The organism is Streptomyces sp. NBC_00554, assembly GCF_041431135.1.
In the GTDB taxonomy this organism is placed as follows: domain Bacteria; phylum Actinomycetota; class Actinomycetes; order Streptomycetales; family Streptomycetaceae; genus Streptomyces.
The window spans coordinates 6,396,472-6,411,945 of sequence record NZ_CP107799.1 but is presented as its reverse complement, the minus strand read 5'-3'; the positions used below and the strand labels follow the sequence as shown (position 1 = coordinate 6,411,945).

General features: G+C 69.3%; 11 protein-coding genes. 10 read left to right on the top strand and 1 reads right to left on the bottom strand.

Features of this window, described 5'->3' with window-relative positions:
* Positions 1-10: 10 nt before the first annotated feature.
* The 3 genes from OG266_RS28295 to OG266_RS28285 are packed head-to-tail and all read left to right on the top strand — an operon-like array spanning position 11 to position 4,063.
* Entirely contained in the window at positions 11-1,939 is a 1,929-nt protein-coding gene (locus OG266_RS28295; RefSeq protein ID WP_371548978.1) for a biotin carboxylase N-terminal domain-containing protein, read from the top strand.
* Entirely contained in the window at positions 1,936-2,892 is a 957-nt protein-coding gene (locus OG266_RS28290; RefSeq protein ID WP_329547462.1) for a hydroxymethylglutaryl-CoA lyase, read from the top strand. The genes OG266_RS28295 and OG266_RS28290 overlap by 4 nt, the downstream gene beginning before the upstream one ends.
* A gap of 4 nt (positions 2,893-2,896) precedes the next feature.
* Entirely contained in the window at positions 2,897-4,063 is a 1,167-nt protein-coding gene (locus tag OG266_RS28285) for an acyl-CoA dehydrogenase family protein (protein ID WP_371548977.1), read from the top strand.
* A 384-nt stretch (positions 4,064-4,447) separates the two neighbouring features.
* On the opposite strand, the gene argG is transcribed toward OG266_RS28285, so the two are convergent.
* Positions 4,448-5,896, bottom strand: a complete 1,449-nt coding sequence (gene argG, locus OG266_RS28280) for an argininosuccinate synthase (RefSeq protein WP_329547460.1) — start codon at positions 5,894-5,896, stop codon at positions 4,448-4,450.
* A gap of 353 nt (positions 5,897-6,249) precedes the next feature.
* Between argG and OG266_RS28275 the strand changes: the two genes are divergently transcribed.
* From OG266_RS28275 to OG266_RS28245, 7 genes are all read left to right on the top strand, one after another.
* Complete coding sequence (locus OG266_RS28275) at positions 6,250-8,031, top strand: tannase/feruloyl esterase family alpha/beta hydrolase (RefSeq protein WP_266461753.1); 1,782 nt, start codon at positions 6,250-6,252, stop codon at positions 8,029-8,031.
* Positions 8,032-8,254: 223 nt separating this feature from the next.
* Complete coding sequence (locus tag OG266_RS28270; RefSeq protein WP_266461750.1) at positions 8,255-9,304, top strand: ABC transporter substrate-binding protein; 1,050 nt, start codon at positions 8,255-8,257, stop codon at positions 9,302-9,304.
* A gap of 42 nt (positions 9,305-9,346) precedes the next feature.
* Positions 9,347-10,225: a siderophore-interacting protein gene (locus OG266_RS28265; RefSeq protein ID WP_266461748.1), complete on the top strand. Its 879-nt coding sequence runs from the start codon at positions 9,347-9,349 to the stop codon at positions 10,223-10,225.
* 159 nt (positions 10,226-10,384) lie between these two features.
* Positions 10,385-11,827, top strand: a complete 1,443-nt coding sequence (gene desA, locus OG266_RS28260) for a lysine decarboxylase DesA (protein WP_371548976.1) — start codon at positions 10,385-10,387, stop codon at positions 11,825-11,827.
* On the top strand, positions 11,811-13,094 hold the full coding sequence (locus OG266_RS28255) for a lysine N(6)-hydroxylase/L-ornithine N(5)-oxygenase family protein (protein ID WP_371548975.1): 1,284 nt from the start codon (positions 11,811-11,813) through the stop codon (positions 13,092-13,094). Before desA ends, OG266_RS28255 begins: the two co-directional genes overlap by 17 nt.
* A complete protein-coding gene (locus OG266_RS28250) occupies positions 13,091-13,678 on the top strand; it encodes a GNAT family N-acetyltransferase (protein ID WP_371548974.1) in 588 nt (195 codons plus the stop codon). The genes OG266_RS28255 and OG266_RS28250 overlap by 4 nt, the downstream gene beginning before the upstream one ends.
* Entirely contained in the window at positions 13,675-15,447 is a 1,773-nt protein-coding gene (locus tag OG266_RS28245) for an IucA/IucC family siderophore biosynthesis protein (RefSeq protein ID WP_371548973.1), read from the top strand. The genes OG266_RS28250 and OG266_RS28245 overlap by 4 nt, the downstream gene beginning before the upstream one ends.
* Positions 15,448-15,474 lie beyond the last annotated feature (27 nt).

The following is a 15,474-nucleotide window of genomic DNA, read 5'->3' as shown; positions in this document are numbered from 1 at the left end:
ACCTCTGACGATGTTCGACACCGTTCTTGTGGCCAACCGGGGCGAGATCGCCGTCCGGGTCATCCGCACGCTGCGCTCGCTCGGCGTGCGCTCGGTGGCCGTCTTCTCCGACGCCGACGCCGACGCCCGGCATGTGCGCGAGGCGGACACGGCGGTACGGATCGGTCCGGCGCCGGCCGCCGAGAGCTATCTGTCGGCCGAGCGGCTCCTGGAGGCCGCCGCGCGTTCGGGAGCACAGGCGGTGCACCCCGGGTACGGCTTCCTCGCGGAGAACGCCTCCTTCGCGCGGGCCTGCGCGGCCGCCGGGCTGGTCTTCATCGGGCCGCCCGCGGAGGCGATCGCGCTGATGGGCGACAAGATCCGCGCCAAGGAGACCGTCGAGGCGGCCGGGGTTCCGGTGGTCCCGGGCTCGTCCGGCAGCGGGCTCACGGACGCGGAGCTGGTCGACGCCGCCCGCGAGGTCAGTATGCCGGTGCTGCTGAAGCCCTCGGCGGGCGGCGGCGGCAAGGGCATGCGGCTGGTGCGGGATGCGTCCCTGCTCTCCGATGAGATCGCGGCCGCCCGGCGCGAGGCCCGCGCCTCCTTCGGCGACGACAGCCTCCTCGTCGAGCGGTGGATCGACCGCCCCCGGCACATCGAGATCCAGGTCCTGGCGGACGGCCACGGGAACGTGGTCCACCTCGGCGAGCGCGAGTGCTCCCTGCAGCGCCGCCACCAGAAGATCATCGAGGAGGCGCCGAGCGTGCTCCTCGACGCCGGGACCCGCGCCGCGATGGGCGAGGCGGCGGTCCAGGCGGCCCGGTCCTGCGGCTACCGGGGCGCGGGCACGGTGGAGTTCATCGTGCCGGGCGTGGACCCCTCCTCGTACTTCTTCATGGAGATGAACACCCGCCTCCAGGTGGAGCATCCGGTGACCGAGCTGATCACGGGGCTCGACCTGGTGGAGTGGCAGCTCCGGGTGGCAGCCGGTGAGCAACTCCCTTACGGGCAGGGGGACATCACGCTCACGGGGCACGCGGTGGAGGCGCGGGTGTGTGCCGAGGACCCCGCGCGGGGCTTCCTCCCCTCCGGGGGCACGGTGCTCGCGCTGCACGAGCCCCAGGGCGACGGCGTACGCACCGACTCGGGGCTGACCGAGGGCAGCGAGGTCGGTTCCCTCTACGACCCGATGCTGTCCAAGGTCATCGCGTACGGGCCGGACCGCCCGACCGCGCTGCGCAAACTCCGGGCCGCCCTCGCGGAGACGGTGACACTGGGGGTGCAGACGAACGCGGGGTTCCTGCGGAGGCTGCTCGCCCACCCCGCCGTGGTCGCCGGGGAGTTGGACACGGGTCTGGTGGAGCGGGAGGCGGAGGGGCTCGTCCCGGCGGAGGTGCCGGAGGCGGTGTACGAGGCGGCCGCGGCCGTACGACTTGAGGCGCTGGCCCCTCGTGCAAGCGGCTGGACCGACCCCTTCTCAGTGCCGAGCGGCTGGCGGCTGGGGGGCGAACCCAAGCCCGTGGGATTCCATCTGCGTGTGCTCGACCCCGTGGAGTACGTTCCGCGCGGCACCCACACCGTCACCGCCGGCCAGGTGTCGGTGGTCCTGGACGGCGTGCGCCACACCTTCCACCGCGCCGGCGACTGGCTCGGCCGCGACGGCGACGCCTGGCAGGTCCGCGACCACGACCCGGTCGCCGCCTCCCTCACCGGCGCCGCGCACGCCGGTGCCGACTCGCTCACCGCTCCCATGCCCGGGACGGTGACCGTGGTGAAGGTCGCCGTCGGGGACGAAGTGGCCGCCGGGCAGAGCCTGTTGGTCGTCGAGGCGATGAAGATGGAGCACGTCGTCTCCGCACCGCACGCCGGGACCGTGAGCGAGCTGGACGTCACACCGGGCACGACGGTCGCCATGGACCAGGTCCTCGCCGTGATCGCACCGCACGAGGAGGCGGAATGACCGTATCGGGACTGCCCATGGCCGTACCGGCCCAGGATCTGCCCGCCCGGGTGAGGATCCACGAGGTCGGCGCACGCGACGGGCTGCAGAACGAGAAGGCGACCGTGCCGACCGAGGTCAAGGCGGAGTTCATCCGGCGCCTGGCCGACGCGGGCCTGACCACCATCGAGGCCACCAGCTTCGTCCACCCGGACTGGGTGCCCCAACTCGCGGACGCGGAGCAGCTGTTCCCCCTCGTACGGGATCTGCCGGGCGTCCACCTCCCGGTACTCGTACCGAACGAACGCGGTCTCGACCGGGCCCGCGCACTGGGCGCCACCCGCGTCGCCGTCTTCGCCAGCGCCACGGAGACCTTCGCGAAGGCCAACCTCAACCGGACGGTCGACGAGGCGCTGGCCATGTTCGATCCGGTCATCGCCCACGCCAAGAAGGACAAGCTCCACGTCCGCGGCTACCTCTCGATGTGCTTCGGCGACCCCTGGGAAGGCGCCGTCCCCATCCACCAGGTCGTCCGCGTCTGCAGAACGCTGCTCGACATGGGCTGCGACGAGCTGAGTCTCGGCGACACCATCGGCGTGGCGACACCCGGCCATGTACAGGCCCTCCTCGCCGAGCTCAACGAGGAGGGCGTGCCGACCAGTTCGATCGGCGTGCACTTCCACGACACGTACGGCCAGGCGCTCGCCAACACCCTCGCCGCGCTCCAGCACGGTGTCACGACGATCGACGCCTCCGCCGGCGGCCTCGGCGGCTGCCCTTACGCCAAGTCCGCGACCGGCAACCTGGCCACCGAAGACCTCGTATGGATGCTCCAGGGCCTCGGTATCGACACCGGGGTCGATCTCGGCCGTCTCACCGCCACCAGCGTGTGGATGGCCGACCAGTTGGGCCGACCCAGCCCGTCCCGCACCGTCAAAGCGCTCGGTGGAACACCACAGCAGCACAAGGAGTGACCCCATGTCCCTCGATCACCGCCTCTCCCCCGAACTCGACGAACTCCGCCGTACGGTCGAGGAGTTCGCCCACGATGTCGTCGCACCGAAGATCGGTGACTTCTACGAACGGCACGAGTTCCCGTACGAGATCGTGCGGGAAATGGGCCGGATGGGCCTGTTCGGGCTGCCGTTCCCGGAGGAGTACGGCGGCATGGGCGGCGACTACCTCGCCCTCGGCATCGCGCTGGAGGAACTGGCCCGCGTCGACTCCTCCGTGGCCATCACCCTGGAGGCCGGCGTCTCACTCGGCGCCATGCCGATCCACCTCTTCGGCACCGACGCCCAGAAGGCCGAGTGGCTGCCCCGCCTCTGCTCCGGCGAGATCCTCGGCGCGTTCGGGCTGACCGAACCGGACGGCGGCTCGGACGCGGGCGCGACCCGCACGACGGCCCGCCTCGACCCGGCGACGAACGAGTGGGTGATCAACGGCACGAAGTGCTTCATCACCAACTCGGGCACCGACATCACGGGCCTGGTCACCGTCACCGCGGTCACAGGCCGCAAGGACGACGGCAGGCCGCGCATCTCCGCGATCATCGTCCCCTCCGGCACCCCGGGCTTCACGGTCGCCGCCCCGTACTCCAAGGTCGGCTGGAACGCCTCGGACACCCGGGAGTTGTCCTTCGCGGACGTCCGCGTCCCCGCCGCCAACCTCCTCGGCGAGGAAGGCCGCGGTTACGCGCAGTTCCTGCGGATCCTCGACGAGGGGCGCATCGCCATCTCCGCCCTCGCGACCGGCCTCGCCCAGGGCTGTGTCGACGAGTCGGTGAAGTACGCCAGGGAACGGCACGCGTTCGGCAAGAACATCGGCGCCTACCAGGCCATCCAGTTCAAGATCGCCGACATGGAGATGAAGGCGCACATGGCCCGCGTCGGATGGCGCGACGCCGCCTCCCGGCTGGTCGCCGGAGAACCCTTCAAGAAGGAGGCGGCGATCGCCAAGCTCTACTCCTCCACCATCGCCGTCGACAACGCCCGCGAGGCCACCCAGATCCACGGCGGCTACGGCTTCATGAACGAGTACCCGGTGGCCCGGATGTGGCGCGACTCCAAGATCCTTGAGATCGGGGAGGGGACGAGTGAGGTACAACGGATGCTGATCGCCCGGGAGTTGGGGCTCGTGGGCTGATCGACGCAGGGGCGGGCCCCGGCGGGTGAATCCGCCGGGGCCCGCTGCCCGGGTGCGTACGAACGGTGCTTGGCGCCCACCACCGGTGACCGGCGCTGGTGACCGGCGCTGGTGTTCTGCGACCGGCGCCTGACTCCCGCACCGGTGACCGGCGGCTGGTGGTCTGCTACCGGCACTTGGCTCCCGCCGCCGAGCCGACGGCTGGTGGCCTACGGCGGGACACCGACGGCCGATCACCGGCGGCCGGTGATCTCCTACCGGCACCTGCCTCCCACCACCGGTGACCGACAGCTGGTCCCCGACGTCCGGTGACCGGGCGGCCCGGGTGACCGGGGGCCGGGTGACCGGGCGGCCCGGGCCGGGTGACCGGCCGGCCTGCCGGACTCAGTCCGTGCCCGACTCCATCGCCGCCCGGTCCAGCATCGTCTCCTCGTCCGTGGCCTCGCCGCGCGAGGCGATCGCCTCCGCGCCGCCGGTGTCCATGGCGCCGATCAGACCGGTCGAGGCCGCCTGCGCGGCGCCGATCGGCGTCGGGTGGGCGGTGCCGACCAGGCCGAGCCCCACGTACTGCTCGAGCCGGGCACGGGAGTCCGCGATGTCCAGGTTCCGCATGGTGAGCTGGCCGATCCGGTCCACCGGGCCGAACGCCGAGTCCTCGGTGCGCTCCATGGAGAGCTTGTCCGGGTGGTAGCTGAGGGCCGCGCCCTGGGTGTCGAGGATCGAGTAGTCCTCGCCGCGCCGCAGCCGCACGGTCACCTCGCCGGTGATCGCCGCGCCGACCCAGCGCTGCAGCGACTCGCGGACCATCAGCGCCTGCGGGTCCAGCCAGCGGCCCTCGTAGAGCAACCGGCCGAGCTGCCGACCCTGGTTGTGGTACGCGGCCACGGTGTCCTCGTTGTGGATCGCGTTGACCAGGCGCTCGTAGGCGATGTGCAGCAGCGCCATGCCGGGCGCCTCGTAGATGCCGCGGCTCTTGGCCTCGATGATCCGGTTCTCGATCTGGTCGGACATGCCGAGGCCGTGCCGGCCGCCGATCGCGTTGGCCTCCATGACGAGGTCGACCGCGGAGGCGAACTCCTTGCCGTTGATGGTGACCGGGCGGCCCTGGTCGAAGCCGACCGTCACGTCCTCCGTGGCGATCTCCACCGACGGGTCCCAGAACCGCACGCCCATGATCGGGTCGACGGTCTCGATGCCGGTGTCGAGGTGCTCAAGGGTCTTGGCCTCGTGCGTGGCGCCCCAGATGTTGGCGTCCGTGGAGTACGCCTTCTCCGTCGAGTCCCGGTACGGCAGCTCGTGCGCGAGCAGCCACTCCGACATCTCCTTGCGGCCGCCGAGCTCCGTGACGAAGTCCGCGTCCAGCCAGGGCTTGTAGATCCGCAGGTGCGGGTTGGCGAGCAGCCCGTACCGGTAGAACCGCTCGATGTCGTTGCCCTTGAACGTGGAGCCGTCGCCCCAGATCTGGACCCCGTCCTCGAGCATGGCCCGCACCAGCAGCGTGCCGGTCACGGCACGCCCCAGCGGCGTGGTGTTGAAGTACGGGCGCCCGCCCGACTTGATGTGGAACGCGCCGCACGCGAGCGCCGCAAGACCTTCCTCGACCAGCGCAGCACGGCAGTCGACGAGCCGGGCGATCTCGGCGCCGTAGGCGAAGGCACGGTCGGGCACGGACGCGATGTCGGGCTCGTCGTACTGGCCGATGTCGGCGGTGTACGTGCACGGGACGGCGCCCTTGTCACGCATCCAGGCGACGGCGACCGAGGTGTCGAGCCCGCCGGAGAAGGCAATGCCGACGCGCTCGCCGGTGGGGAGGGAGGTGAGGACCTTGGACATGGCAAGATTATGCAACAGAACGCATGATCATGCAACGCCGGGTGGTGAGGGCACCCATCGGCGGAAATCCGCTTTCAACCTTTGACGTACAAGCAGGCCCCCACCGCCGGCGACTGAAGACAGGCGGCGGTGTCGAAATCCGCCCCCTCCCCCGGAATGCGGGACCGGACCGAACCGGCCCGCCAGACCCGGTAAACCTCTGACGAAATCGTCGACAATCTCGTCGACATCTATTGCGCCAGGATTAACGCCGGGCTACGTTCCTTCGCTGTGCCGTCGCTGAACGCACCCCCCTCCCCGGGGCGGTGCGGCCGGCCGGCGTCCCGTGCCGCCGATCGAATGGAGACCCGAGCATGCCCACGCTGTTCAGATGGCACCGGTGGAAATCAGCGACCTTCATGGCCACCCTCGCCGCCGGCCTCGCGCTGGTGACCGGCGGGAGCATGGCGCTCGCCAACGGCGCGACCGGCAGCACGCAGGCAACGGCCTCCACCTCCGCCTCGGTCAACGCCACCACATCGAGCAGCACTTCCTCCGGCATAGCGCCGGCCATGTCCTGCACCGGTATCGCGTCGCAGGACCTGGCCGCCGCCGTCCCCGATGTGCCCTTCGAGATCACCTCGGCCACGGAGCTGGCCGCCGGCAGCAACACGCTCGGCAACTGGGCGGCGTGCGTGGTGAAGGGCGTGATCGCCCCGCAGATCCACTTCGAGCTGCGTCTTCCGCAGACGGGCTGGCAGGCCAACTACCTCCAGGTCGGCTGCGGCGGTCTCTGCGGCAGCGTGAACGTGAACAGCGCCCCCGCCTCGGCCGGTTGCGTCCCGCTGACCAGCGGCGCCTTCGCCGTCGCCTCCAGCGACGAGGGCCACTCGCAGGGCGGCGGACTGTTCTCCACCGACCCCACCCTGCGCGCCGACTTCGGTTACAAGTCCGACCACCTGCTCGCCCAGGCGGCCAAGGTCCTCATCAAGACGTACTACGGGCAGGCCGCCACCCACTCCTACTTCGACGGCTGCTCGCAGGGCGGCCACCAGGCCCTGACGGAGGCTCAGCGCTACCCGACCGACTTCGACGGCATCATCGCCGGCGCCCCGGCCAACAACTTCACCGCGCTGAACACCTTCTCGCACGCCTGGACCGCCCAGTCCGTCTACCTCAACGGCGGCCCGGCCACGATCACCAACGCCGACCTCGCGGCGCTGCACGAGGCCGTGCTCAAGGGCTGCGGCGCACCCGCCGACGGCATCATCGCCGACCCGCTGAGCTGCACCTGGGACCCGGCCACCATCAAGTGCGCGGCCGGACAGACCTCCACGTCCGCCGACTACTGCCTGACCGCGGACCAGGTCACCACCCTGCGCCGGATCTACGCAGGGCCGACCGACGAGAACGGTGAACTGCTGTACCCGGGTTACCAGTTGCGCGGCTCCGAGCTGAACTGGGCCGGGATCATCACCCCCGCCACGGCCACCGGCGCCTCCGGCGACATCAGCTTCGTCCGCGAGACCATCCGGTACCAGATCTTCAACAGCCCCCAGCCGACGCTGACTTACAAGGACATCAAGTTCACGGCGGCCTACTACAAGAAGGTCATGGCGCTGGGCGAGGGCATGTACGACGCCACCGACCCGGACCTGAAGGCGTTCAAGGCGGCTGGCGGCAAGCTGATCCTCTGGCACGGGCTGGGCGATCAGCACATCCCGGCCGTCGGCACCATGGCGTACTACAAGGCCGTACAGAAGGTCATGGGCGGCGCCGCGGCGACCGAGAGCTTCGCCCGGCTGTTCCTGCTCCCCGGCGTCGCGCACTGCGGCGGCGGCCAGGGCCCGAACACCTTCGACGCGCTGACCGCCATGGTCGACTGGGTCACGAAGGGCGACGCCCCGAGCAGCCTGACGACCAAGTCCGTTGACAGCAGCGGGAACACGACCGCCACCCGCCCGGTCTACCCGTTCCCGTACATCGCCGAGAACACCACGGGCGGCCCGGCCGACGAGGCCGGCAGCTACACCCCCGTCAGGTCCACCGCCGAGGCCGGTCTCAAGCTGAACTGGCTCGGTTCCTTCCGCTCCGGCTACGAGACGGTCGGCAACTGGGTCAACGGCAAGTGGGTGGTCAGCAAGGGCAAGGTCTGATCGTCCGAGGCGATCGGAATCAGCCAGTGACGTCAGGCGTCGCGGCTCCCGGCTTCCGCCGTGGACCGCGGCGCCGTCGTACGTGTGGACCGCCGTCGGCCTTACGCACTGCGGGCATTCCGGCAGATGGGACCCACCTCTGGACAACTGCTGAGGTTAGGCTAACCTACCTTCGAACTTGTCAGGCGGGCGCTCCCGCCCCGTGCCGAAAGCAGCCACACACATGTCCAACGCCCGTGCCACCCACGTCACCCGTCGCGGCATCCTCGCCGCCGGCGGCGCCCTCGGCCTCGGTGCCGTTCTCGCCGCCTGCGGAGACGACGACTCGACCAGCACTGGCTCGGCGGACGAGACGAAGGCCGCCGCGTCGGCCGGCCCCTGGACGTTCAAGGACGACCGCGGCACCACGGTGAAGCTGGACAAGATCCCGGCGAACATAGTCGCCTTCACCGGTGTGGCCGCCGCACTCTTCGACTACGGCATCGAGGTCAAGGGCGTCTTCGGCCCGACCACGACCGCGGACGGCAAGGCCGATGTCCAGGCCGGCGACATGGACGTCAGCAAGCTGACGGTGCTCGGCAACGAGTGGGGCCAGTTCAACATCGAGAAGTACGCGGCCCTCACGCCCGACGTGCTGATCTCCACGCTGTTCGACGACGCGGGCACCCTCTGGTACGTCCCCGAGGAGTCCAAGGACAAGATCCTCAAGCTCGCCCCGAGCGTCGGCATCTCCGTGTACGACCGTCAGATGCCGGTGTCGCTGGAGCGCATGTACGCGCTCGCCGAGTCGCTCGGCGCCGACGTGAAGGCCGCCAAGGTCGTCGAGGCGAAGAAGAAGTTCGAGACGGCCGCCGAGCGGCTCCGCGCGGCGGCCAAGGCCCGCCCGGAGATCAAGGTCCTGGCCGGCTCCGCGAGCCAGGACATCTTCTACGTCTCCGGCTCGAACCTCTCCATCGACCTGGAGTACTTCAAGGCGCTCGGCGTGAACATCGTCGAGCCCTCGGCCAGCGCACTGAAGGCCAGTGGCGGCTGGTTCGAGAACCTGAGCTGGGAGAACGTCGACAAGTACCCGGCGGACATCATCATCATGGACGACCGCAGCGCGACCATCCAGCCGGCCGACATCACCGAGGCCACCTGGAAGAAGCTGCCCGCCGTCAAGGCCGGCCAGGTCATCGCCCGCTCCCCCGAGCCGATCGTGTCCTACGCCAAGTGCACCCCGCTTCTCGACAACCTCGCCGAGGCCATCGAGAACGCCAAGAAGGTCGCCTGACACCCCCTGTCGTGATCCCCTGACGCAGACTCAGGAGCACTTATGCCGACGGCCGTAGCCGCCCCGTTCCGTTTCTTCTCTCTCCAGGTCGTACGGACGAGGCGGCTCGGCCCGTCTCTGGCCCGGGTGACCTTCGCGGGCCCGGACCTGCGCGCGTTCGCCTCGGGCGGCCTCGACCAGAGCCTCTCCCTCTTCCTGCCGCACCCGGGCCAGACCGAGCCCCGCGTCCCGATCGAACTGGGCTGGGGGTCCCCCCGCTCGAGCGAAGCCGAGAGTGGGGGAGGCTGGTGGCAGGCCTGGCGCGAACTCCCGGACGACGTACGGGCGGTGATGCGCTCGTACACGCTGCGGTCGCTGCGGCGGGACCCCGACGAGATCGACATCGACTTCGTGCTGCACGGCGTGGAGCCGGAGGCCGAGACGCCCGCGGGACCCGCGTCCCGCTGGGCGTCCGAGGCGGCCCCCGGTGACCGCGTCCTGCTGCTCGGTCCGGCGATCGAGGACAACAGGGCGATCCGCTTCCGCCCGCCGGAGGACACCGACCTGGTGGTCGTCTGGGCCGACGAGACCGCCGTGCCCGCCGCCTCCGCCATCCTCGAATCGCTCCCGGCCGGCACCCGCGCACGGGCCTGGCTGGAGGTCGAGCACACCGAGGACATCCAGGACCTGGTGATCGCCGCCGACGCGGACATCACCTGGCTCGTGCGCGACGACAGCTCCCCCATGGCCGTCGACGCCGTGCGAGCCGCACAACTCCCGCCCGCAGAACGACCGTACGTCTGGATCGCGGGCGAGTCCGGCCAGGTGAAGGAGTTGCGCCGGCATCTCGTGCGCGAGCGTGAGATCGACCGCAGGCGGATCACCTTCGTCGGCTACTGGCGGCGCGGGCTGACCGAGGAGCAACTGCGCGAGCAGGAGTAACCCGCGGTCCTGGACGAGGCGTTCGTCACTCATGGGACAGGAAGACACCACTGGGGCAGGGTCGCACGATCGACTTAGGTTAGGCTAACCTAAGTTGAACGCGCGATTCCGCCCTCACTCATGTCCCGCCCGGACGCTCCCCGCACGGAGGACCCCCACATGCGCTCGCACCTGCTCAACGACACGACCGCGGAGCGGTACCGCCGCTCCGCGACCGAAGGCATAGAGCGGGTGGCGGCCAAACTCGCCACCACAGACCGTCCGTTCACGGGTGTCACGGTCGACGCCCTCGCTCCCCGTATCGAGCGGATCGACCTGGACCGCCCGCTGCACGACACCACCGCGGCCCTCGACGAACTCGAAGAGGTCTACCTCCGGGACGCGATCTACTTCCACCACCCGCGCTACCTCGCGCACCTCAACTGCCCGGTCGTCATCCCGGCCGTGGTCGGCGAGGCGGTCCTCTCGGCCGTCAACTCCTCCCTGGACACCTGGGACCAGTCGGCCGGCGGCACGCTCATCGAGCGCAAGCTCATCGACTGGACGAACGAGCGGATCGGCCTCGGCCCGGCCGCCGACGGCGTGTTCACCTCCGGCGGCTCGCAGTCCAACCTCCAGGCACTGCTGCTCGCCCGCGAGGAGGCCAAGTCCGACAGCCTCGCCAAACTGCGCATCTTCGCCTCCGAGGCCAGCCACTTCAGCGTCAAGAAGTCGGCCAAACTCCTCGGCCTGAACGCGGACTCCGTCGTCTCGATCCCCGTCGGGAACGACAAGCGCATGCAGACGGTCGCACTCGCGCACGAACTGGAACGCTGCAAGAGCGCCGGCCTCGTCCCCATGGCCGTCGTCGCCACCGCCGGCACCACCGACTTCGGCTCCATCGACCCGCTGCCCGAAATCGCCGAGCTGTGCTCCCAGTTCGGCGCCTGGATGCACGTGGACGCCGCCTACGGCTGCGGGCTGCTCACCTCGCTGAAGAACCGGGACCGCATCGACGGCATCGAGCGCGCCGACTCGGTCACCGTCGACTACCACAAGTCCTTCTTCCAGCCGGTGAGTTCGTCCGCCATCCTGGTCCGGGACGCCGCCACGCTGCGCCACGCCACCTACCACGCGGAGTACCTCAACCCGCGCCGCATGGTGCAGGAACGTATCCCCAACCAGGTGGACAAGTCCCTGCAGACCACCCGCCGCTTCGACGCGCTCAAGCTGTGGATGACGCTGCGCGTGATGGGCGCCGACGGCATCGGCGAACTCTTCGACGAGGTCTGCGACCTGGCCGCCGAGGGCTGGAAGCTGCTCGCCGCGGATCCCCGCTTCGACGTCGTCGTGGAGCCCTCGCTCTCCACCCTCGTCTTCCGCTACATCCCGGCCGCCGTCACCGATCCCTCCGAGATCGACCGCGCCAACCTGTACGCCCGCAAGGCCCTGTTCGCCTCCGGTGACGCCGTCGTCGCGGGTACGAAGGTCGGCGACCGTCACTACCTGAAGTTCACCCTGCTGAACCCCGAGACCACGACGGGCGACATCACCGCCGTACTCGATCTGATCGCCGGCCACGCCGAGCAGTACCTGGGAGAATCCCTTGACCGCGCTTCCTGAATCCCCCGCCAAGACGTACGACTTCGTCGGGATCGGTCTCGGCCCCTTCAACCTCGGCCTCGCCTGCCTCACCGAGCCGATCGTCGAACTCGACGGCGTCTTCCTCGACTCCAAGCCCCACTTCGAGTGGCACTCCGGGATGTTCCTGGAGGGCGCGCACCTCCAGACCCCCTTCATGTCGGACCTGGTCACGCTGGCCGACCCGACGTCCCCGTACTCCTTCCTCAACTACCTCAAGGAGTCCGGCCGTCTGTACTCGTTCTACATCCGGGAGAACTTCTATCCCCTCCGGGTCGAGTACGACGACTACTGCCGCTGGGCCGCCTCCAAACTGTCCAGCGTCCGCTTCAGCACGACGGTCACCGAGGTGACGTACGACGAACGCGCCGAGGTGTACGTCGTCCGCACGGACGCCGACGAGGTGTTCCGCGCCCGGCATCTGGTCCTCGGCACGGGCACCCCGCCGTACATCCCCGAGGCCTGCGCCGGACTCGGCGGCGACTTCATCCACAACTCCCGCTATGTGCACCACAAGCAGGAGCTGCAGAGCAAGGAGTCGATCACGCTCGTCGGCAGCGGCCAGTCCGCCGCCGAGATCTACTACGACCTGCTGAGCGAGATCGACGTCCACGGCTACCAGCTGAACTGGGTCACGCGCTCGCCGCGCTTCTTCCCGCTCGAGTACACCAAGCTCACGCTGGAGATGACCTCCCCGGAGTACATCGACTACTTCCACGCGCTGCCCGAGCCGACCCGCTACCGCCTCCAGACGGAGCAGAAGGGCCTGTTCAAGGGCATCGACGGCGAGCTGATCGACGCGATCTTCGATCTGCTCTACCAGAAGAAGGTCGGCGGCCCGGTCCCCACCCGGCTGCTCACCAACTCCTCGCTCAACACGGCGAATTACTCGGACGGGACGTACACCCTGGGCCTGCGCCAGGAGGAGCAGGGCAAGGAGTACGAGCTGGACTCCCAGGGTCTGATCCTCGCCACCGGCTACAAGTACGCCGAGCCCGAGTTCCTCAAGCCGGTCCACGAACGTCTGCGCTACGACTCGCGCGGCAACTTCGACGTGGCCCGCAACTACGCCATCGACACGACGGGCCGCGGCGTCTTCCTCCAGAACGCCGGCGTCCACACGCACTCGATCACCTCGCCGGACCTCGGCATGGGCGCGTACCGCAACGCGTACATCATCCGGGAGCTGCTCGGCACCGAGTACTACCCCGTCGAGAAGGCGATCGCGTTCCAGGAGTTCGCCGTATGAACCGTTTGAACCGTATGAGCGGCACGACCGCCACCGACATCGGCACGTTCACCATCCGCGCCCTCGACCCCCTCAAGGACGCCGAGCTGCTGCACAGTTGGGTGACCCACCCCAAGGCCGCCTTCTGGATGATGCAGAACGCGAAACTGCAGGAGGTGGAGCGGGAGTACATGGCCATCGCGGCCGCCGAGCACCACCACGCGTACCTCGGGCTGCGCGACGGCGAACCCGCGTTCCTGATGGAGAAGTACGACCCCCGGTACATCGAGCTGGTCGGCCTGTACGAGCCCGAGCCCGGCGACGTAGGCATGCACTTCCTGGTCGCGCCTACGGACACCCCCGTGCACGGCTTCACCCGGGCCGTGATCACCGCCGTGATGGCGGAGCTGTTCGCCGACCCGGCCACCCGGCGGGTCGTCGTCGAACCCGACGTCACCAACAAGGCGGTGCACGCGCTCAACGAAGTGGTCGGCTTCGTCCCCGAGCGCGAGATCGAGAAGCCCGAGAAGCGCGCGCTGCTCAGCTTCTGCACCCGTGAACAGTTCGACGCCGCGACACGAGAAGTACGGAGTTTGGCGATATGACCCTGTCCGACGCCGTGGCCCACCTCTCCCCCGAGCGCTGGGACCGCGCCAACCGCCTGCTCGTCCGCAAGGCGCTCGCCGAGTTCGCCCACGAGCGGCTGATCACCCCGGAGGCGCAGGGCAAGGACCAGTACACCGTCCGCAGCGACGACGGGCTGACCCGCTACCGCTTCACCGCCCGCCTCCGCGCACTCGACCACTGGCAGGTCGACGCCGAGTCGATCACCCGCCACCGCGACGGAGCCGAACTCCCGATCGCCGCCCTGGACTTCTTCATCGAGCTGCAGAAGACGCTGGGCCTGAGCGACGAGGTCCTGCCCGTCTACCTGGAGGAGATCTCCTCCACCCTCTCGGGCACCTGCTTCAAACTCACCAAGCCGCAGATCCCGGTCGCCGAGCTCGTGAAAAGCGGCTTCCAGGACATCGAGACCGGCATGACCGAGGGCCACCCCTGCTTCGTCGCCAACAACGGGCGGCTCGGCTTCGGGGTCCACGACTATCTGTCGTACGCCCCCGAGACCGCGAGCCCGGTCCGGCTGGTGTGGCTGGCCGCGCACCGCTCCCGCGCGGCGTTCACTGCGGGTGTCGGCATCGAGTACGAGTCCTTCCTGCGTGAGGAGTTGGGCGCGGAGACCGTGGAGCGGTTCGCCAGGATCCTCACGGACCAGGGCCTCGACGCCGACGACTACCTCCTGATCCCGGTCCACCCGTGGCAGTGGTGGAACAAGCTCTCGGTGACCTTCGCGGCCGAGGTGGCCCAGCAGCGTCTCGTCTGCCTCGGCGAGGGCGACGACGAGTACCTGGCGCAGCAGTCGATCCGGACGTTCTTCAACAAGTCCCACCCCGAGAAGCACTACGTGAAAACGGCGCTCTCGGTCCTCAACATGGGCTTCATGCGCGGACTTTCGGCCGCGTACATGGAGGCGACCCCGGCGATCAACGACTGGCTGGCCCAACTCGTCGAGAACGACCCGGTGTTGAAGTCGACCGGTCTGTCGGTCATCCGCGAGCGCGCCGCCGTGGGCTACCGCCACCTGGAGTACGAGGCCGCCACGGACCGCTACTCCCCGTACCGCAAAATGCTCGCCGCGCTGTGGCGGGAGAGCCCGGTGCCCGCGCTCCAGGAGGGCGAGACCCTGGCGACGATGGCCTCGCTCGCCCACGTCGACCACGAGGGCAGGTCCTTCGCGGGCGCGCTGATCGAGCGGTCGGGGCTGAACCCCGTGGAGTGGCTGCGCCGCTATCTGCGCGCCTACTTCACCCCTCTGCTGCACAGCTTCTACGCCTACGACCTGGTGTACATGCCGCACGGCGAGAACGTCATCCTGGTCCTGAAGGACGGCGTCGTGCAGCGCGCGGTCTACAAGGACATCGCCGAGGAGATCGCCGTCCTGGACCCGCAGGCGGTGCTGCCGCCGGCCGTCGAGCGGATCCGGGTCGAGGTCCCCGAGGAGAAGAAGCTCCTGTCGATCTTCACGGACGTCTTCGACTGCTTCTTCCGCTTCCTCGCCTCCGACCTCGAGGCCGAGGGCATCCTCGACGAGGACCTGTTCTGGCGGACGGTCGCCGAGTCCGTCCGCTCGTACCAGGATGCGACGCCCGAACTCGCCGACAAGTTCCGGCAGTACGACATGTTCGCGCCGGAGTTCGCGCTGTCCTGCCTCAACCGCCTGCAGCTGCGCAACAACAAGCAGATGGTGGACCTCGCCGACCCGTCCGGAGCCCTCCAGCTCGTCGGCAACCTGAAGAACCCGATCGCGGGTCTCTGAAACCGGGGGTGGGGCTCAGGAGACGGT

Excerpts from the sequence above, each read along its gene's own strand:
- OG266_RS28295 (WP_371548978.1), top strand. The coding sequence starts at position 11 with ATGTTCGACACCGTTCTTGTGGCCAACCGGGGCGAGATCGCCGTCCGG.
- OG266_RS28290 (WP_329547462.1), top strand. The coding sequence starts at position 1,936 with ATGACCGTATCGGGACTGCCCATGGCCGTACCGGCCCAGGATCTGCCC.
- OG266_RS28285 (WP_371548977.1), top strand. The coding sequence starts at position 2,897 with ATGTCCCTCGATCACCGCCTCTCCCCCGAACTCGACGAACTCCGCCGT.
- argG (WP_329547460.1), bottom strand. The coding sequence starts at position 5,896 with ATGTCCAAGGTCCTCACCTCCCTCCCCACCGGCGAGCGCGTCGGCATT.
- OG266_RS28275 (WP_266461753.1), top strand. The coding sequence starts at position 6,250 with ATGCCCACGCTGTTCAGATGGCACCGGTGGAAATCAGCGACCTTCATG.
- OG266_RS28270 (WP_266461750.1), top strand. The coding sequence starts at position 8,255 with ATGTCCAACGCCCGTGCCACCCACGTCACCCGTCGCGGCATCCTCGCC.
- OG266_RS28265 (WP_266461748.1), top strand. The coding sequence starts at position 9,347 with ATGCCGACGGCCGTAGCCGCCCCGTTCCGTTTCTTCTCTCTCCAGGTC.
- desA (WP_371548976.1), top strand. The coding sequence starts at position 10,385 with ATGCGCTCGCACCTGCTCAACGACACGACCGCGGAGCGGTACCGCCGC.
- OG266_RS28250 (WP_371548974.1), top strand. The coding sequence starts at position 13,091 with ATGAACCGTTTGAACCGTATGAGCGGCACGACCGCCACCGACATCGGC.
- OG266_RS28245 (WP_371548973.1), top strand. The coding sequence starts at position 13,675 with ATGACCCTGTCCGACGCCGTGGCCCACCTCTCCCCCGAGCGCTGGGAC.